Source organism: Aquitalea sp. FG25, from assembly GCF_057809375.1.
In genome coordinates, this window is record NZ_JBMDJV010000030.1 from 38,150 (window position 1) to 56,835 (window position 18,686).

17 protein-coding genes are annotated in these 18,686 nt (G+C 57.8%); 9 read left to right on the forward strand and 8 right to left on the reverse strand.

Features of this window, described 5'->3' with window-relative positions:
* Positions 1–6: 6 nt before the first annotated feature.
* Both ACODR9_RS21085 and ACODR9_RS21090 read right to left on the reverse strand, forming a co-directional pair.
* Positions 7–855 carry an alpha/beta fold hydrolase gene (locus tag ACODR9_RS21085; protein ID WP_488812043.1) on the reverse strand — a complete coding sequence of 283 codons (849 nt, stop codon included), beginning with the start codon at positions 853–855 and terminating at the stop codon, positions 7–9.
* The gene (locus ACODR9_RS21090; protein ID WP_488812045.1) at positions 845–1,432 is read right to left on the reverse strand and encodes an amino acid synthesis family protein; all 588 of its coding nucleotides are present in this window, start codon (positions 1,430–1,432) and stop codon (positions 845–847) included. Before ACODR9_RS21090 ends, ACODR9_RS21085 begins: the two co-directional genes overlap by 11 nt.
* 183 nt (positions 1,433–1,615) lie before the next feature.
* On the opposite strand from ACODR9_RS21090, the gene ACODR9_RS21095 reads away from it, so the two are divergent.
* Positions 1,616–1,996: a carboxymuconolactone decarboxylase family protein gene (locus ACODR9_RS21095; RefSeq protein ID WP_488812047.1), complete on the forward strand. Its 381-nt coding sequence runs from the start codon at positions 1,616–1,618 to the stop codon at positions 1,994–1,996.
* 99 nt (positions 1,997–2,095) lie between these two features.
* Here ACODR9_RS21095 and ACODR9_RS21100 read toward each other — a convergent pair whose 3' ends face one another.
* Complete coding sequence (locus ACODR9_RS21100; RefSeq protein WP_488812049.1) at positions 2,096–2,551, reverse strand: RrF2 family transcriptional regulator; 456 nt, start codon at positions 2,549–2,551, stop codon at positions 2,096–2,098.
* A gap of 260 nt (positions 2,552–2,811) precedes the next feature.
* On the opposite strand from ACODR9_RS21100, the gene norV reads away from it, so the two are divergent.
* Together norV and ACODR9_RS21110 are read left to right on the forward strand one after the other, a co-directional pair.
* Positions 2,812–4,206 carry an anaerobic nitric oxide reductase flavorubredoxin gene (gene norV, locus ACODR9_RS21105; protein ID WP_488812051.1) on the forward strand — a complete coding sequence of 465 codons (1,395 nt, stop codon included), beginning with the start codon at positions 2,812–2,814 and terminating at the stop codon, positions 4,204–4,206.
* Positions 4,207–4,229: 23 nt separating this feature from the next.
* Positions 4,230–5,345, forward strand: coding sequence for an FAD-dependent oxidoreductase (locus ACODR9_RS21110; RefSeq protein WP_488812053.1), 1,116 nt, complete (start codon positions 4,230–4,232; stop codon positions 5,343–5,345).
* Positions 5,346–5,544: 199 nt separating this feature from the next.
* Here the strand turns inward: ACODR9_RS21110 and ACODR9_RS21115 are convergent, their stop codons facing one another.
* Positions 5,545–5,676 carry a hypothetical protein gene (locus ACODR9_RS21115; protein WP_488812054.1) on the reverse strand — a complete coding sequence of 44 codons (132 nt, stop codon included), beginning with the start codon at positions 5,674–5,676 and terminating at the stop codon, positions 5,545–5,547.
* A gap of 3 nt (positions 5,677–5,679) precedes the next feature.
* Positions 5,680–6,708: a histone deacetylase family protein gene (locus tag ACODR9_RS21120; RefSeq protein ID WP_488812056.1), complete on the reverse strand. Its 1,029-nt coding sequence runs from the start codon at positions 6,706–6,708 to the stop codon at positions 5,680–5,682.
* A gap of 42 nt (positions 6,709–6,750) precedes the next feature.
* Here ACODR9_RS21120 and ACODR9_RS21125 point away from each other — a divergent pair, with 42 nt between their 5' ends.
* Positions 6,751–7,311: an Lrp/AsnC family transcriptional regulator gene (locus ACODR9_RS21125; RefSeq protein WP_488812058.1), complete on the forward strand. Its 561-nt coding sequence runs from the start codon at positions 6,751–6,753 to the stop codon at positions 7,309–7,311.
* Between the two features lie 41 nt (positions 7,312–7,352).
* Here ACODR9_RS21125 and ACODR9_RS21130 read toward each other — a convergent pair whose 3' ends face one another.
* The gene (locus ACODR9_RS21130; RefSeq protein WP_488812060.1) at positions 7,353–8,813 is read right to left on the reverse strand and encodes an efflux transporter outer membrane subunit; all 1,461 of its coding nucleotides are present in this window, start codon (positions 8,811–8,813) and stop codon (positions 7,353–7,355) included.
* A 91-nt stretch (positions 8,814–8,904) separates the two neighbouring features.
* On the opposite strand from ACODR9_RS21130, the gene ACODR9_RS21135 reads away from it, so the two are divergent.
* From ACODR9_RS21135 to ACODR9_RS21155, 5 genes are all read left to right on the forward strand, one after another.
* Positions 8,905–9,522 carry a TetR/AcrR family transcriptional regulator gene (locus ACODR9_RS21135; protein ID WP_488812062.1) on the forward strand — a complete coding sequence of 206 codons (618 nt, stop codon included), beginning with the start codon at positions 8,905–8,907 and terminating at the stop codon, positions 9,520–9,522.
* Positions 9,523–9,606: 84 nt separating this feature from the next.
* Positions 9,607–10,722 carry an efflux RND transporter periplasmic adaptor subunit gene (locus tag ACODR9_RS21140; RefSeq protein ID WP_488812064.1) on the forward strand — a complete coding sequence of 372 codons (1,116 nt, stop codon included), beginning with the start codon at positions 9,607–9,609 and terminating at the stop codon, positions 10,720–10,722.
* The gene (locus tag ACODR9_RS21145) at positions 10,719–13,799 is read left to right on the forward strand and encodes an efflux RND transporter permease subunit (RefSeq protein WP_488812066.1); all 3,081 of its coding nucleotides are present in this window, start codon (positions 10,719–10,721) and stop codon (positions 13,797–13,799) included. The genes ACODR9_RS21140 and ACODR9_RS21145 overlap by 4 nt, the downstream gene beginning before the upstream one ends.
* Before the next feature lie 28 nt (positions 13,800–13,827).
* On the forward strand, positions 13,828–15,015 hold the full coding sequence (locus ACODR9_RS21150) for a thiolase family protein (RefSeq protein ID WP_488812068.1): 1,188 nt from the start codon (positions 13,828–13,830) through the stop codon (positions 15,013–15,015).
* A gap of 94 nt (positions 15,016–15,109) precedes the next feature.
* Positions 15,110–15,916, forward strand: a complete 807-nt coding sequence (locus tag ACODR9_RS21155; protein WP_488812070.1) for an oxidoreductase — start codon at positions 15,110–15,112, stop codon at positions 15,914–15,916.
* A gap of 159 nt (positions 15,917–16,075) precedes the next feature.
* Here ACODR9_RS21155 and ACODR9_RS21160 read toward each other — a convergent pair whose 3' ends face one another.
* Together ACODR9_RS21160 and ACODR9_RS21165 are read right to left on the reverse strand one after the other, a co-directional pair.
* Positions 16,076–17,683, reverse strand: a complete 1,608-nt coding sequence (locus tag ACODR9_RS21160) for a ShlB/FhaC/HecB family hemolysin secretion/activation protein (RefSeq protein WP_488812072.1) — start codon at positions 17,681–17,683, stop codon at positions 16,076–16,078.
* 155 nt (positions 17,684–17,838) lie between these two features.
* A partial coding sequence (locus ACODR9_RS21165) for an MBG domain-containing protein (protein WP_488812074.1) occupies positions 17,839–18,686 on the reverse strand: 848 nt, incomplete at its 5' end.

An 18,686-nucleotide genomic window follows, 5' to 3' on the forward strand; every position in this document is an offset into this window, starting at 1 on the left:
GATTCTTCACTCCTGCGAATGACAGCCAGTCACCCCGACGCGGGTGGTTTCCAGGAAAATGCGCAAGCGCCGGTTGACTCTTTCCGGGGCAGTCACATTCATCATGTGACGCTCTGCCGCCACGATATCGAGCTGCCCCTGCGGTGCCAGCGCCGCCATGGCACGTGACATGTCCGGGCTGGAGTTGGGATCGCACTCACCAGTCATGAACAGCGCAGGCATGGCCAGCGATGGCAGCCCAGCTGCATGTACCGCATCGGCACTGGCAAACAACTGGTAGGTACGGGCATAACCTTGCGGATTCACCGTATTCAGAAAGTGCTTCACCATGCTGGCCGACGGCGCCAGTTCGGCAGGCACCGGTTTGCCAAACCAGCGATCCAGCGTGGAGTCCACCGTGGCACTCACCCCGGTATGCGCCAGCGCTGCCGCACGCTCCTGCACCGCCGCACGCTGCGCTGCCGAGCGCATGAACACCGCATTTAAGGCAGCCAGTCGCAATACCCTCTCCGGATGAGCCAGGGCAAATTCCAGCGCCACCAGCGCCCCCATCGAATGCCCCACCACATTGGCGGCAGCAATGCCCAGATGATTCAGCAAGCCCGCCAGTTGGTCTGCATAGTCGCGCAGCGTGACATCGGCGGCAGGCAGCGCACTGTCACCATGCCCCAGCATGTCGTAGACAATCACCTGATAATCGCGGCTGAAAGCGGCAATCTGCGGCGTCCAGATTTCCTTGCCCATCCCCACGCCGTGCACCAGCACCAGCGGTTCGCCCGTGCCATGAACGCTGAATGCGGTACCGTCAACCGTGCCAGCCATCAGCGGTATCAGAGGGGCATGTTCAGGCTTCATTGCTGCCAAGCTCCTGCAGGTCCTGGTAACGGTTGCCAATGCGGTGATGCGGACGGCCGCCGATGGATGCCCCCAGCGCCACCACGATTTCATCAGCGGCCGGGGCATCGTTGATGGAAAACTGGATGGTCAGGTAATGCGAGCGCATGCCCTCGTCATCCTTGTGCATCATCGGGATGGAGATGGCGCAATTGGACCCGCCACGCACATTGGTAAAGCTCAGGTAGCTCTTGGCCCCTACCGCCTTGCGATAGAAATTGCCAAAGCGCAGGGTGTGGATCAGCGCCGAGGCATGCTCGATCTCCCCTGCCGTACCCACCACCGCCGCCTTGCCATAGCCTTCAATCACGGCACCAGAGCCTGCCATGCGCAGGATTTCGCCAGTCAGCAGTTCACCCAGCACCGGCGCAATGGCATGAATCTCCGGCTTCAGATCCTCCACAAAGCCACGGCCATGCCAGGGGTTCTTGAGGACAACCGCAGCGGCAAACATCTTCAACGGCACAGGTGCCGCCTTCCCTCCCTCGATCAGCGTTTCCTCAACATAGGTCACCACCTTGCGAATACCGGCATCCATCGTCCTGTCTCCTGTTGTCTGGCTGCAATGGCCATCGATTTAGATATGATGGTATTACGGTATACCAACAAAAATCCGATATCAAGGTAATTGTATGTTGGTATACCATAATACAAACAAAAAGAGACAATCTGCCACCGCACTTGTCTTCCAGCACGATCTACCACCATGAAGGAGCACAGCATGAGCAAGGAAACGTATGAACAGGGCCTGCAAATCCGCAAGGCCGTACTAGGAGAGGACTATGTCAATCAGGCATTGGGCAATGCCGATGCACTGAGCATGCCGCTACAGCAGCTGGTGACTGAATATTGCTGGGGCACGGTGTGGGCGCGAGAAGGACTGCCACGCAAAACGCGCAGCCTGATCAACCTTGGCATGATTGCCGCATTGAACCGCCCGCACGAGCTGAAACTGCATGTGCGCGGTGCGCTGAACAACGGCTGCAGCAAAGAAGAAGTGGTAGAGGCCATCCTGCAAATTGCCATCTACTGCGGCGTACCCGCAGCGGTAGATGCCATGCGTATTGCCCGGGAAGTATTTGCCGAGCCCGCTGCAGATTAGGCCGGAATGCGGCGGTCTGGATGATGCCATGTTGAAACCCTGGCCTGCTGGCATTCCATCAGGTCAGGGCAGCTGGCATGACTGTTACTGAGCAACACATCAGGACATTTTTATTTCCCGGATTTCAATGCCCAAGGCATGCCCCAACCCTGCCGACGGCACCAGCAGGTCTGCCAGGGTGTGGCGGGACAACTCGGCGTAGAAAGCTTCCTGCGCCCCTTGCAGCACATTCATCAGACGGCATACCGAGGCGATGCGGCACTGGGAGTGCTGCGGGTCGAAACACTCCACCATGACGTTGTCGGTTTCCGCCGCCCGCACCAATTGGCCCAAGTTGACTTGGCGCGGCTCATCAGTCAGGCGTACCCCCCCTCCTTTGCCGCGCACCGTCAGCAAGTAGCCATGCTGGCCGAGAAAAAACACCACTTTGGTCAGATGACTGGCAGAAATATTATAAGCCTGGGCTATCTCGTTGATAGTCACCAGGCGATTGCCCGCGAGTGCGCTGTACATCATCACACGCAAGCAGTAGTCGGTAAAAGCCGTCAGTCGCACGATCTGGAGGGTCTCATGGGGTTGTTCACATCCGCACACCTGCAGACGGATTGGGCATTCATTCTAACCTGACGGCCCCCTGCCTGTAGCCGTGCTCACACCATTTCACTGCCCGGCCATGCCTTGCAGCGCTGCGCATCCACTCTGCGCTTGACCAACATCAAGCCAATCAATGATATCGATAAGATTCATTTACTATGAATGTTTTGCTCGATAAGATTCATTTCACACGAATCTTATCGAGCAAGGAGCTTTCCAGCATGGCCTTCATTGTTAAAAACAACATCCAGTGGGTTGGCAAACAAGACTGGGAACTACGCGAATTTCACGGCAGCGAATACAGCACGCATCGCGGATCCAGTTATAACAGCTACTTGATTAAAGAAGAAAAAATTGCCCTGATCGATACCGTCTGGGCGCCCTATGCCGAGAAATTTGTTGCCAATCTGGCCAAGGAAGTTGACCTGGGGGCCATCGATTACATCATCGCCAACCATGGCGAGATCGACCACAGTGGCGCCCTGCCGGCACTGATGGCGCGCATCCCCAATACCCCGATTTACTGTACGGCCAATGGTGAAAAGTCGCTGCGCGGCCATTATCACCAGGACTGGAATTTCCAGATCGTCAAAACCGGCGACAGCCTGGACCTGGGCAACGGCAAACAACTGGTGTTTGTCGAAATGCCAATGCTGCACTGGCCAGACAGCATGGCCACCTACTTGACCGACGACGCCGTGCTGTTCAGCAACGATGCCTTCGGCCAGCACTACGCCAGCGCCCAGATGTTTAACGACCAGTGCGATCCGATCGAACTGCAAGAAGAATGCATCAAGTATTACGCCAATATTCTTACCCCATTCAGCCCGCTGGTAACCCAGAAGATTCATGAGGTTCTGGAACTGAACCTGCCCATCGACATGATCGCCACCAGCCACGGCATTATCTGGCGCGACAACCCCACCCAGATTGTCGAGCAATACCTGCAATGGGCCGACAATTACCAGGAGAACCAGATCACCCTGGTTTACGACACCATGTGGAACGGAACCCTCATGATGGCCGAAGCCATTGCCGCAGGCATACGCAAGGCGGACCCAGAGGTTGTGATCAAGCTGTTCAACCTGTCCAACAGCGACAAAAACGACGTACTCACCCACGTATTCAAGTCCAAGGCCATTTTGGTTGGCAGCCCGACCGTCAACAATGTGATGTTGCCGCACGTGGCCGCCCTGCTTGAGGAAATGACCGGCTTACGCTTCAAGAACAAGGCCGCAGCATCGTTCGGCACGCACGGCTGGAACGGCGGCGCGGTGGAACGTATTGCCAGACGCCTGGACGATGCCGGTTTTCGTGTGCTCAATCCCGGAATCACTGCCGAATGGCGCCCTACCGACGATGCGCTCACCCAGGGCGTGCGCTTTGGCGAAACATTCATCGAACAATTGGCAAGTACCGGACAGAGTACGGCAAATACGGCGGGCAGCTGCGCGGGGAGCGACAAGATGCGCTGCAAAACCTGCTCGTGGATCTACGACCCGCAACAGGGCGATGCGGCCCAGGGTGTCGCTGCCGGCACGACCTGGCAGGACGTCCCGGAAACCTTTCTTTGCCCGGTGTGCTTTATGGGTAAAAGCGACTTTGTCACGGCATAAGGCCCCCATTCAGGAGAAATTCGATGAAAAAGCCTCTTGTTATCATTGGTAGCGGCCATGCCGGCTACACCCTGGCCAGGGCCTTCCGTCAACACGACACCAGCACGCCGGTGGTTATGCTTACCGAGGACGGTGGCGAGTACTACCCCAAGCCACAGTTAAGCCACGGCTTCAGTCGCCAGACCGATGCCGCCCAGCTGATCCAGAACAGTGCCACCGGCATGGCTGCCGAACTGAAGATCATGGTGCGGCCGCATACCCGCGTTACTGCGCTTGATTTTGCAGCCCAGACAGTAACTGCGGGCGCAGCGCAAATCCCGTACAGCGACCTCGTTCTGGCAGTTGGTGCCGAGCCATTTGTGCCGCCGATTGCAGGGGACGGTGCCCAAGACATCCTGACGTTGAACAATCTGGAGCAATACCGGCGCTACTTCGACGCTCTTAACCAGAGTGAACATGTGCTGGTGATCGGGGGCGGCCTGATCGGCACGGAAATCGCGCACGATATCGCACAGCACAAGCGTGTCACCCTGGTAGATATCGGCAGCCGCCTGCTTGAGCGGCTGGTGCCCGAGCCGGTGAGCCAGCGCCTGCACAGCGTCATGGACCAGGTGACTTTGCGCTTTGGTACGGTCGTAGCGCGGATAGACAAGCTGGCAAAGGGCTATAGCGTGACCATGGCCGACGGGCTAAAACTCTCGGTGGACGCCGTCATCTGCACGGCGGGCCTTAAGCCCAGGCTCGATCTGACGGCAGGGCTGGCCATACAGCGCGGCATCGTGGTCGATGCCTATCTGCGCACCTCGCAAGCGCATGTCTACGCCCTGGGGGATTGCGCCGAAATCGAGGGGCAGATCCTCCCCTACCTGCAGCCGATCACACTATCGGCCAATGCCCTGGCCAGTACCCTGGCGGGCAAACCGACGCCGGTACATTTTGGTCCGCTGCCGGTGGCAGTAAAAACACCGCGCTACCCCATCCAACTGGCGGGGCTTACCCAGGGTAACAATCTGGATTGGCAGATCAACGAAGGTGATGATGGGCTGACGGCACTCGCCCATCGTGATAACAAGCTGGTTGGCTACGTCACCACCGGTAGTCGTAACGGTTTCAGCCTGCTACCCAGCTTGATGCCTTAGGGTATTTGCCATTGGCCGGACTCCCCCGTCAGCATCTGCTGCAAGGTGTTGGCGGGGTGGCCATTCACATACTAGAAGCCATACCCTGGCGGTCAGATACCGGCATCAGCTCAATGACGCCCTGCTGCGAGTGAGTGGCAACACGGGCGCACTTCTGAAAATCCTGCCAGCTGCGATAATCAGACTCAATCTAGGCCACTCATTCCAACAGCACGTTTTCCGCGCCTTTGCGGCGCAGCAGGCTGCGAATGTCGGCGATATCGAGATAGCGCATCTGAAATGGGCTTGCCAGACTATCGGGGGCCATGAGTCCGGATGCACATGCATTCATTCATCAATCCCCCTCGAAACCCTGCAACACATTGACCGCGTTGATGCCAATTTCATCAACCATATAGCCTCCCTCCATCACAAACAGCGTTGGCGCGCCGACAGAAGCAAGCGCTGCTCCCAGCTTGAAATAGTCCTGGCTGCTCAGCTTGAAATGACTGATCGGGTCGTTTTCAAAGGTATCCACCCCAAGGGAAATCACGAGGGCATCAGGCTGGTAAGCGCGAATGCGCTGGCAGGCATCACGCAGGGACACCGCATAGCTTTCCCAGTCGGTACCGTGCGGCAGGGGGTAATTGAGGTTGAACCCTTGGCCTGCACCGTTGCCGGTTTCATCGCGATGGCCGGAGAAATAGGGATAGGAGCAACGCGGGTCGCCATGTAATGAAACGAACAGCACGTCGGAGCGATTGTAGAAAATGCTCTGCGTACCGTTGCCGTGATGGAAATCCACATCCAGAATGGCCACCTTTTTCCCGCCTTGATCCAGGCAGGATTGCGCAGCAATTGCAGCGTTGTTGAGGTAGCAGTAGCCGCCCATGTATTCCGCCGCAGCGTGATGGCCAGGTGGGCGGCAGAGTGCAAATGCACTGCCATTGCCCTGCAGCAAGTAATCCATGCCACTTAGTGCGGTATCGGCACTGCGGCGGACTGCCTGCCACGTACCCGCCGTAATGGCAACGCCAGCGTCCATGGCATAAAAACCCAGCTTGCCGTCGATATGCTCAGGCTCTATATCACTGCGTAAATCGCGCACCGGCCAGACCAGCGGCAAAGCATCGTGCTGATGGCCCAGTGCGGTCCACTCCTGCCAGGCCGTTTCCAGAAAATGCACGTACCGCTCGCTATGCACCCGGGCATAACGTTCCTTGGCGTAGTGGGCAGGCAAGGCAATGTCACCCAGGCCGGTTTGGCGTACGCGGGCGAGTATGGTGTCTGCGCGGTGAGGGAGTTCAAAACAGGGAGACACCTTGCCGTCCTTGAGTTCGGAGGCATGGTGCAGATGATGATCGGGGTTGTGAAAGGTAAGCATCTTGACATCACTTGGCTGTTGTCCTGATGCAAATTATGCAGATTGGCGAAAGTAATTATTTTGCTTTTCTTGTCCAAAATTGGGCAATATAAGAAAAGAAAAATCACTTTTCATCCATATATGAAGAAGAACAAACCCATAACACCATTGGATGCTGTAGATCTAGCCATCCTGAAACATCTGCAAAGCGATGGGGCGATGTCCACCCCCAAGCTGGCGGAGCAGCTGTCACTAAGTGTAACGCCCTGCTGGCGACGACTTAAGCGCTTGGAAGAGGATGGTTATATCCTGGGTTATCAGGCGAATCTGGACCGGCGCAAGCTGGGGCTGGACGTGATGGCGTTTGTCAGCCTGAGCTTTGGCAATATTGGTGACAAACAGCCCAACCGGTTTGAAGCAATCATCCAGGACCATGCACAAGTGCTGTCCTGTCACAAAATCACTGGCGAAGCGGACTACCTGCTGGTGGTGCTTGCCAGTGACCTGGACGATTACAGCAATTTCATCGAAGAACTGCGGGCCATTCCCGGCATCAGCGCAATTCATTCAAACCTGGCACTGAAAGAAATAAAGTTCAATTCACGGCTGCCGCTGGACAGCTGAGCAGCGACTGCGCGTGCATAGCCTGGCCACGCGCCTATTTGTTACTTGCTTGCCAGCACGTCTGCGTCCGGTGGCTGCCAACCACCACCTAGCGCCTTGAAAGCAGCAACCGCTGCGCGTGCGGCTTCGGTTTTGGCCTGCGCTTGTGCGTCGCTGGCGCGCAGCAGGCTTTCATCGGCTTGCAAAACTTCTATCAGGCTGACCACCCCTTGTTGATACGCAGCAAACGAAGCGGACCGGGCGCGGCCCAGCGAATCGACCCCCCGTGCCAGGACGGCAGACTGCTCCTCGCGTTTAAGCAAGGCTGAGAATGCGTTTTCGACATCCTCTGTTGCGTGCAGCACGGCAAGTCGATAGGCGGCCAGCATTTCGGCCTCCTGCCCCTTGGCTTGGTCAATCTGCGCGTTGATGCGGCCAAAATCGAACAGGCGCCAACGCAGCCCCAGTACGCCAGAGGCCTGGCTGGCACCGCCGGTAAACAAATTGCCTGCAGATACTGCCGTGGCACTACCCATCAGCCCACTTAATGACAGCTTGGGGTAGTACTCGGCAATCGCCACGCCAATGCGCGCATGGGATGCCGCCAAGCGGCGCTCGGCCACAATCAGGTCTGGCCGCCGCCGTAACAATTCAGCCGGTGATCCGCTGGCGCTAATGTGAGGAACGGTCGGGATGGCACTCCCGGCGGCCAGCTCGGCGCGATGGGTGCCGGGGGGCGAGCCCAGCATCACATCCATGGCATTCATGGCGGCGTCCAGACCGGTTTCGAGCACCGGCACCGAAGACTGGACCTGCGCCAGCGCCCCCTCTTCCTGGTTCACCTGCAGTTCAGCGGCCAAGCCTTTGCTATACAGCAGCTGGATGGTATCAAGCAGGGCTTGCTGCTTTTCAACCTGTTGACGCGCAATAGCCAAGCGGGTTTGCAAGCCGCGAATGCTGATATAGATATCGGCAGTCTGGGCCGCTACCGCCAAGCGGGTGGCAGTTGCACCGGCCTGCGAAGCCTGATACTCGGCCAGCGCCGCTTCACGGCCACGGCGCAAGCCGCCAAACAAATCCAGCTCCCAGCTGGCACCGAGATCAGCCTCGTAGGCATTGCCATAACGGTTGAACCCAGGCTGCGCATTCAAGACTTGCCCTAATGGCGTTTCAACCGATTGGTAAGCTCTGGCGGCTTGTCCGCTGATATTACCGGCGGGCAACAGCGCCGCATTGGCCACCCCCAAGCCCGCCCGTGCTTGCACCACCCGTGCCGAGGCTTGTGCCAGATCGAGGTTCTGCTCCAGCGCCAGCGTAATGTATCGACTCAGTTGCACATCACCAAAGCCCGCCCACCATGCGGCCAGGTCGGCATGGGTGGCTGCCTGTCGCTGCGCGACTGCGGCAGCACCCAGATACTGCTGCGGCAGCGTCGGGTTGGGCCGGACGTAATCGGGGCCAACGGCGCAGCCGGTCAACAAACTGGCGGCAACAAGCAAGGCGAGAGGGTGTTTTGCTAGCACGGGCGACTCCAAAGTAAAATGAACTTTAGTGACCATAATACATATTGGTCACTCATTGTCAATTTTTGGGCACGTCTGTAAGCTACTAGCCATGAAAAATACACGCCCCTCCCCCACCACGGCGCGCGGTCCGGCTGATCATGAAGTACGCGATCAGATTGTGACCGCCGCCACCGAGCACTTCAGCCGCTATGGCTACGAAAAGACCACGGTGTCTGATCTGGCCAAAGCCATTGGCTTTTCCAAGGCCTATATCTACAAGTTCTTCGAATCCAAGCAGGCCATTGGCGAGATGATTTGCAGTCAGTGCCTGCGCGAAATTGAAAACGATGTCAAAGCGGCGATTGACGCCGTGGAAGGCCCGCCAGAAAAGCTGCGGCGCATGTTTAAAACCATTGTGGAATCAAGCCTCAGGCTGTTTTTTCAGGATCGCAAGCTATTCGAAATCGCGGCATCCGCAGCCGGCGAGCGCTGGCAGGCCACCATTGTCTACGAGGAGCGCATCCGCAGCTTGCTGCAAGATATCGTGCAACAAGGCCGACTCAGCGGCGACTTTGAACGCAAGACGCCACTGGATGAAACCACCACGGCAATTTTCCTGGTGATGCGGCCTTATCTGCACCCCTTGATATTGCAATACAACTTTGATTACACCGAAGAAGCCCCGGCACAGCTTTCCAGCCTGGTACTACGCAGCCTGTCGCCGTGAAGCCACACCCCAATAGTGACCATTGACTAAATTGGTCACAAGAATAATACTGAAAGTCCCGATCACTTCGTCAAAGGGACTTTCATGCTTCGGCATCGCCTTACCATCTCTACCGTCATCTGTGCCTTGCCGTTTGCCCTGGTCGCTTGCGGCGAAAAAGCACAGACCGACCCCCGCAGCAGCACGCCATTGGTGCGTACTGCTCTTGTGCAGGCCAGCACGGCAGATTCCCGCGCATTCACGGGCACCGTAGCTGCCCGCGTTCAAAGTGATCTCGGCTTCAGGGTTTCCGGCAAGGTGCTGGAACGCCTGGTAGACGCAGGACAAACCGTCAAACGCGGCCAACTGCTGATGCGGATTGACCCGGTCGATCTGCGGCTGGCCGCCAATGCCCAGCAGGAGGCGGTGAGCGCCGCGCGGGCACGGGCGCAGCAGACCGCACAGGACGAAGCGCGCTACCGTGAGCTGCGTGGCAGTGGTGCCATCTCGGCCTCTGCTTACGACCAGGTCAAAGCCGCAGCGGATGCAGCCAAAGCCCAGTTGAGCGCTGCAGAAGCCCAGGCCGATGTGGCCCGTAATGCCAGTCGTTATGCCGACCTGCTGGCGGATGGCGATGGCGTGGTGATGGAAACGCTGGCCGAGCCCGGCCAGGTGGTGAATGCCGGGCAGGTGGTCGTGCGGCTGGCTCATGCCGGCCGGCGCGAGGCGGTCATCCAATTGCCGGAAACCTTGCGTCCGGCGGTTGGCTCCATCGGCCAAGCCGCGCTGTATGGATCGGATACCCGCCGTGTTCCCGCCAAGCTACGCCAGCTCTCAGAGGCTGCCGATCGCCTGACCCGTACCTTCGAAGCACGCTATGTGCTGGATGGCGAGCTGGCCACTGCGCCCTTGGGCGCAACCGTTTCCATCCAGATTCCAGATGGACATGCGCTTGACACGGCGGGCATGCGGGTACCCATCGCTGCCTTGTTCGACGCGGGGAAAGGGCCTGGCGTCTGGGTCATTAATGGCAAACCGGCCAAGGTCTCCTGGCGGCCCGTCGTGGTCCAGCGCATTGAAGATGACCATGCCCGCGTAAGCGGCAAGCTCGCACCAGGCGACAAGATCGTCGCGCTCGGAGCCCATCTGCTGCGTGAAGGCGAACAGGTTCGGCTGGCCAAGCAGGTCTTCAATAGCGCTGCCGAAGGAGACCGCCCATGAGCGAGGGCCGTTTCAATCTATCTGCGCTCGCCGTACGGGAGCGCGCCATCACCTTATTCCTGATCCTGCTGATTTCTGCCGCAGGCGTCCTGGCCTTTTTCAAGCTAGGCCGGGCGGAAGATCCGCCATTTACCATCAAGCAAATGACGATTGTGACCGCCTGGCCGGGCGCAACGGCGCAGGAGATGCAGGATCAGGTAGCTGACCCCCTGGAAAAACGCATGCAGGAGCTTCGGTGGTATGACCGCACCGAAACCTTCACCCGCCCCGGCTTGGCTTTCACCATGGTTTCCCTGCTCGATAGCGCGCCACCAGCGGAAGTTCAGGAGGAGTTCTATCAGGCCCGTAAAAAGATTAGTGACGAAGCCAAGAAGCTGCCCGCAGGCGTCATTGGCCCCATGGTCAACGATGAATATGCAGACGTGACGTTTGCCCTGTTTGCCCTCAAAGCCAAGGGCGAGCCGCAAAGACTGCTGGTGCGCGATGCAGAGGCGCTGCGACAGCAACTGCTGCATGTCGCCGGGGTCAAGAAGGTCAATATCATCGGCGAGCAGCCGGAACGTATTTTCGTCTCGTTCTCGCATGATCGTCTGGCAACGCTGGGGGTGACGCCGCAGGACATATTTGCCGCGCTGAACAGCCAGAACGTGCTGACGCCAGCCGGGTCGATTGAGACCAAAGGCCCCGAGGTGTTTGTTCGTATCGATGGGGCGTTGGACAAGCTGGAGAAGATTCGGCAGACCCCGATTGTGGTACAGGGGCGCACGCTGAAGCTGTCCGATGTGGCCACCGTGGCACGGGGTTATGAAGACCCCGCCACCTTCCTGGTCCGCAATGGCGGTGAACCGGCGTTGTTGCTCGGCGTGGTGATGCGCGACGACTGGAATGGGCTTGATCTGGGCACAGCACTTGAGGCCGAAGTCACCAGGATTAATGCCGAACTCCCCAAGGGAATGAGCTTGTCGAAAGTGACCGACCAGGCGGTGAATATCCATTCGGCAGTGGACGAGTTCATGGTGAAGTTCTTCGTCGCCTTGCTGGTGGTGATGGTGGTGTGCTTTGTCAGCATGGGCTGGCGCGTCGGTATTGTGGTGGCTGCGGCGGTTCCGCTGACGCTGGCTGCCGTGTTTGTCGTCATGGCCGCTTCCGGCAAGAACTTTGACCGCATTACCCTGGGCTCGCTGATCCTGGCGTTGGGCTTGCTGGTGGATGACGCCATCATCGCAATTGAGATGATGGTGGTGAAGATGGAGGAAGGGTACGACCGTATTGCCGCGTCGGCCTATGCCTGGAGTCATACCGCAGCACCCATGCTTTCCGGGACCTTGGTTACCGCAATCGGCTTCATGCCAAACGGGTTTGCACGCTCAACGGCGGGTGAATATACCAGCAATATGTTCTGGATCGTCGGGATTGCGCTGATTGCGTCGTGGGTGGTGGCCGTGGTCTTCACGCCCTATCTCGGGGTCAAGCTGTTGCCAGACTTCAACAAGGTGGCAGGAGGACATGAGGCGCTTTACAACACCCCGCGCTACAACCGCTTCCGGCAGCTGCTGGGGCGCGTCATCGCCAGCAAATGGTGGGTTGCCGGCGCAGTGATCGGGATGTTTACGCTGGCCATCGTCGGCATGGGCATGGTGAAGAAGCAGTTTTTTCCGACTTCCGACCGGCCAGAAGTGCTGGTTGAAGTGCAGATGCCCTATGGCACTTCGATCCAGCAAACCAGTGCTGCAACAGCAAAGGTGGAAGCGTGGCTGGCCAAACAGAAAGAAGCAAAAGTGGTGACCTCCTATATTGGACAAGGCGCTCCCCGCTTCTTCCTGGCAATGTCGCCGGAATTGCCTGACCCGTCGTTTGCCAAAATCGTGGTGCTGACCGGCAATGACAAGGAACGCGAAGCCCTCAAGTTCCGACTGCGCGAGGCGGCAGCCGAGGGCCTGGCTCCGGAGGCAAGAGTACGTGTCACCCAGATCGTGTTTGGTCCTCCCTCGCCATTCCCGGTCGCCTATCGCGTAACGGGGCCAGACCCGGACAAGCTGCGCGAGATTGCTGCGCAAGTAGCAGGGGTAATGCATGCCAGCCCGATGATGCGTACCGTCAACACCGATTGGGGCACGCGCGTACCCACGCTGCATTTTGTGCTTGATCAGGATCGGCTGCAGTCGGTCGGTCTGAGTTCAAGCGCAGTGGCAACGCAATTGCAGTTTCTGCTCTCGGGAGCGCCACTGACCGAGGTGCGTGAAGATATCCGTTCCGTGCCGGTGGTTGGCCGGGCTGCCGGTGATATCCGTCTTGATCCGGCAAAGATTGCCGGCTTCACGCTGGCTGGCGCGGCCGGGCAGCGCATTCCCCTGTCTCAGGTCGGCAAGGTCGAGGTGCGCATGGAGGATCCCATCCTGCGGCGCCGCGACCGTACGCCAACCATCACGGTGCGGGGTGACATTGCCGAAGGCTTGCAGCCGCCAGACGTATCAACAGCAATGACCAAGCAGCTGCAACCCATCATGGCAATGCTGCCCAGTGGTTACCACATCGTCGAAGCGGGCTCCATTGAGGAATCCGGCAAGGCCAGCACTGCCATGCTGCCGCTGTTTCCGATCATGATCGCCCTCACCCTGCTCATCATCATTCTGCAGGTTCGCTCTATCGCCGGGATGGTGATGGTTTTCCTCACCAGTCCGCTGGGGCTTATCGGTGTGGTGCCGACGCTGCTGCTGTTCCAGCAACCCTTCGGCATCAATGCGCTGGTGGGCCTGATTGCCCTGTCCGGCATCCTGATGCGCAACACGCTGATTTTGATTGGCCAGATTCGTGAAAACGAAAAGGCCGGGCTGGACCCGTTCCGCGCAGTTGTCGAAGCCACGGTGCAGCGGGCACGGCCAGTCATTCTGACTGCGCTGGCAGCCATTTTTGCCTTCATCCCGCTCACCCATTCGGTGTTTTGGGGAACGCTGGCTTACACCCTGATTGGCGGCACCTTGGCCGGGACCATCCTGACCTTGGTATTCCTGCCGGCCATGTATTCGATCTGGTTCAAGATCAAACCCGTTCAATCAAATAGCCGATTCGCCGCTTGATGCCACTTGATGCACAAGGAGAAGTGAAATGAAGCAAAGAGAAATTGTCATCTGCAAGCCGGTACGTACCGCCATCGGCAACTATGGCGGCAGCTTGAAAGACACCCCCGCAACGCTACTTGGCGCGGCGGCCGTTAAGGCAAGCTTGCAGCGCTCCGGCCTCTCGCCTCAAGCAGTTGATGCTGTGGTGATGGGTAATGTCATTCAAGCCGGTGCCAGGATGAATCCTGCCCGGCAGGCTGCTATTCATGCAGGCTTACCGGTTGATGTCCCGGCTTTCACCGTGAATCGTGTTTGTGGTTCTGGTGCCCAGGCGATTGTCTCTGCCGCGCTCGAAATACTGGCTGGTTATGGAAACTGCGCGATTGCTGGCGGAATGGAGAATATGGATCAAGCACCCTACTTGATTCCGGGTGGGCGCTGGGGCTATCGCATGGGCAACGGCCAGGTCATTGACAGCATGTTGAATGACGGACTGAACGATGCATTCAGTGGTCAACATTCGGGTTGGCATACTGAAGATCTGGTGAGCCGTTTCCAGATCAGTCGCGAGCAGCAGGACCAGTGGGCCTTACGCTCTCAGCTGCGCTTTGCAGCGGCGCAAGCTGCCGGAAAATTTGAAGATGAAATCATTCCGGTCGAATTGCAGAGTCGAAAAGGAACTGTCGTTTTTGCCGGGGACGAAAGCAATCGGCCGGAAACGACGATCGAGACACTGCGCCGCCTTAAACCGGCATTCCGCCCCGATGGCACGATCACGGCGGGGAATGCGCCAGGACTCAACAGTGCAGCCTCTGCCATGGTGATTGCAGAACGCAGCTTTGCTGAAACACATGGTCTACAGCCATCGGTACGCTTGGCATCCTATGCGGTTGCTGCGGTTGAACCCGGCATGTTTGGCATGGGGCCGATACCTGCGGTCAAGCTTGCCATGGAACGTGCGGGCTGGAAGACATCCGATGTGGATCGCGTGGAGATTAATGAAGCCTTTGCCGCCGTTGCGTTGGTGTGCTTACAGCAACTTGGCTTTGCCGAGGACATTGTCAATGTCGAAGGTGGGTCCATTGCGCATGGCCACGCTATCGGTGCCACCGGCGCAATTTTGACGACACGGCTGATTCACTCCATGCGCCGAGACCAGCTGCGGCGCGGCATCGTGACCTTGTGCATCGGCGGCGGTCAAGGCATCGCCCTGGCGCTTGAGACACTGGACTGAGCACAACTTCATTTGCCCTGCCTCGCTTCAGGGGCAGGGCCATTTATCTAGCCCACAGATTAGCCAAGCATTCACCACACACGGAAAAACCATCATGTCGAATCCCAGGGTTGTCATCATTACTGGTGTGTCATCGGGCATAGGCCGCGCAACTGCGGAGCAGTTTACCCAACGAGGTTGCCGTGTATTCGGCACGGTCCGGAACATTACAACAGCGCGGGCCATCCCCGGTGTAACGCTCATCGAAATGGATATCCGCGACGAAGCATCTGTTCTGCAAGGGATTCAAACCGTTATCAATCTGGCCAAGCGCATCGACGTGCTGGTCAACAGTGCCGGCGTGACCCTGCTGGGCGCGCTGGAAGAAACTTCGATTGCCGAAGCGCAAACCTTGTTTGATACCAATCTCTTTGGTCTTATGCGGGTTTCCAAGGCGGTACTGCCCCATATGCGCAAGCAAGGCTCCGGACGCATCGTCAACGTCAGTTCGGTATTGGGCTTTCTGCCCGCACCCTATATGGCGCTTTATTCAGCGTCCAAGCATGCGGTTGAAGGGCTGTCCGAGACACTGGATCACGAGGTGCGCCAATTTGGCATCCGCGTGGCCTTGGTCGAGCCTTCTTTTACCAAAACCAACCTGGATATCAATGCGCCGCAGACGGCGTCCAGAATCCCTGACTACAGCAAAGAACTTGGCGTCGTTTCCCAGGCCATTCAAAACAATGTCCACAAAGCCCCCGCGCCCGATGGGGTCGCCAGCACCATTGTTAATGCCGCCTTAGGTGTGTGGAAAATGCGCCATACGCCCAAGGGTGAAGCGTCGCTGTTGGCCAAGCTACGCCGTTTCATGCCTGCAGGCCCAGTCGAGAAGGGCCTGCGCAAAACGTTTGGACTGGCCTGAATCGTCCGCTGCCCTCTCCCAATGACAAGCCCCTCAACGGGCTTGCCATTGAGGGGCTTGTCATTGCGGGGCCGCACATACCGAAGCTAGGCAGAAGCCCATGGACGCAAGGCAATATCTAAGCGGTTTAGCGTCCTCGGTCAGCCTTCATGCCTAAGGCTAAAAACCCACCGTCAGCCTGACTTCCACTGCGTTATCCCCACTGTGCGTCTGGCTGGCCTGCCAAAAATTGTGAGCAACCGAGGCAGACGCGCTTAATGTGCTGCCCAATTGATAGTCCATACCGATACCAGCGGACAAGGCATGCTGTGAGCCTGCATTGTGATGGTTGCGGCCATAGCCTCCATCCACGAATAGATAGGGCATCAACAAGCTGTTGTCACCAAACATATTGAAGGTTGGCAGATGCAGCTCGTTACGGCTTACGAAGATCGAATCGTAGGCACCATCATCCAGCAGATAACCACGCACCAGCCCCTCGCCACCGATACCGGCTTGCTCGGTATTGGGTAGCGCATTGCTGGATAACTGCATAATCAGCTCATTACGCACACTCCACGACTTGGGCAGGCGGCTAAGCTGGGTCAGATGCACATTGAGGTACTGGTAGTCGGAATTGCTTACTCTGCCGCGTGTAAACGTACTCATGGCCTGATCCGTGTTATTCGCGTTCAAGCCGCCCGGGCTGATATGCAATGTTGCATCAACGCCGGTCTTGCTATCCGCCCCTTGCCACAGTGCGTTCCAGTTCAGATAAATCTGATTGGTCTCTACTTTGCTATCGAGTACATCCGTGTAGCCAAAATAAACTTTTTGTGACTCGCGCTTCACCTCCACACCGTAAGCCAGGTCACCCGGCAGACGTGAAATATTGGAGAGGCTGAAACGATGTCCAACCGATAGTTCGTCGGTCAAGTTGCGCACCAAAAACGACTCGGAATCGGTATTGGTTTCAACATGGTTAAACGTTAATTCGATTTTCTGGCGCGGTGCAAATGGCAGATCCAGATGCAGGCCATGGCTGAGGTAACGGTTATGCGCATACTCGCCACCAAAATGCCCGTCGATATCTACGCCATCGTGCGAAGTGGTGTACTGATATGACAATACCGAATCGGGCGTTAATAAGCCGCCCACCATCGCCCCGGCAAAATAGCGATCCATCCCGGTGGTTTCCGTGCCGGAGTTGGCATAACCGAGGAAGGCTCGCCATGGTTTGGTTTCGGTAATCTGGATATCCAGATCAGAACGCCCAAAGCTGGCCGCAGGCGTAAATACCGCTTGCGCTTGGCGGAAGGGATAGCGATTGAGCCAGTCCAGGTCCGCCGTAAGCTGATAGGTATCGATCGGCGCACCCGGCTGCTGGCGAATCAAGCTGCGCAAATGCGCTGTGCTGGCATCGGCGGCACCTTGTACCGACACCTTCCCGTCCATAAATTCCAGTACGCGGATTTGCAGTACACCGTTACCAATATTCTGCGGCGGTGTCGACAAGGAGACAAACGGGAAGCCACGTTGCCGGTAATAACGCGCGATGGATGCCTCGATTTCGGCAATCAGCTTTCTGGATAGCGGACGCCCAAGCCAAGGCATGAGCAGCGCCTTGCCATCCGGCGTATTCAGCCGCGCAACACGGCTGGTATCGATGCCACCCCCCGCATCCGCAACGGACATATCCTCAGCCCCTAGCACCACGATACCCGTCAATGTCGCCCCCAGCGGGGTTTCATCTTCAGACCCCGGCACAACGTTAGGCGGCAGAATCATTTGCCGCTGTATTTGCGGTACTGGTGCCGGATTAAGCTCGATAGGTGCCGCTGCCGCAAACTCAGACACTGTTACCGTCAACAGACACCCTGCGGTTGCGTAGATGCTTCCCCAAACCAATGGCCTGATCGTATTCATTATTATTATCTTTCCGCTTATTTCGTCATGAATTGAATCGCATCACCAACATAGCGATTATCCGGATACGGTGAGCCTGTCAGCTGCTCTCCCGCCTGCCGCGCCAGTTGCAAACTGCCGCTGAAACCGCCACTGGATCCGGGCGTAACCAAACCCGGAGATACGCCCCCGCTGCCAATACCGCTATTACTACCGCTAGCCGACGAACTAGATGCCGACTCCGTACCAGAACCCGTGCTGGTGCTAGACGGTGCTGGCGGATTGAAACCAGCAACACTCAGGTTGGAAGGCAGCCCCGGCATCGAGAAATTGGAGGCATTGCTGTTCTGGCCGTTAGCCGGTAGCTGCTGGACATTGATGGTTGGCAACACGTTTACGGTCAACGTCCCCGGCTGGTAGGCAATGTTGTAGTTGGAAAGCCCGGAGCCGATGGCGTTGGAGGCGGTAATAACATAGCTGCCAGCCGCCGTCAGGGGTGTCGTAGACGTTGCCCCACCAGCCAAGGTTTCCGTCACGCTGGTGACACTATCGCTACCGAACAGCCCAGAAGTGGTGTAGCCGGCCAGCACATACGCCGTACCGCGCGTAGTGGTTTGATTCGCTGCGCTAATCGTGAGTGCAGCCGGCATTACCGTGAGGCTCCCGGAGCCACCGGACAAGGTGTAGTCCGCATTGCTCAGTGCCAAGCCGCTCAAGGCGGTCAGCTGCTGACTGCCAACCGACATGCCGGTCATACCCGCAGTGCCGCCCACGGTAACGCTGTCGCCGCCAATCAGGTTACTTACCGCCAGATTGCTGCCCTGTGCTGTCGCCGTGCCGTTATAGGTTTGGCTGCCGCTCAGGGTGACGGCCAGCGGGTTGATGG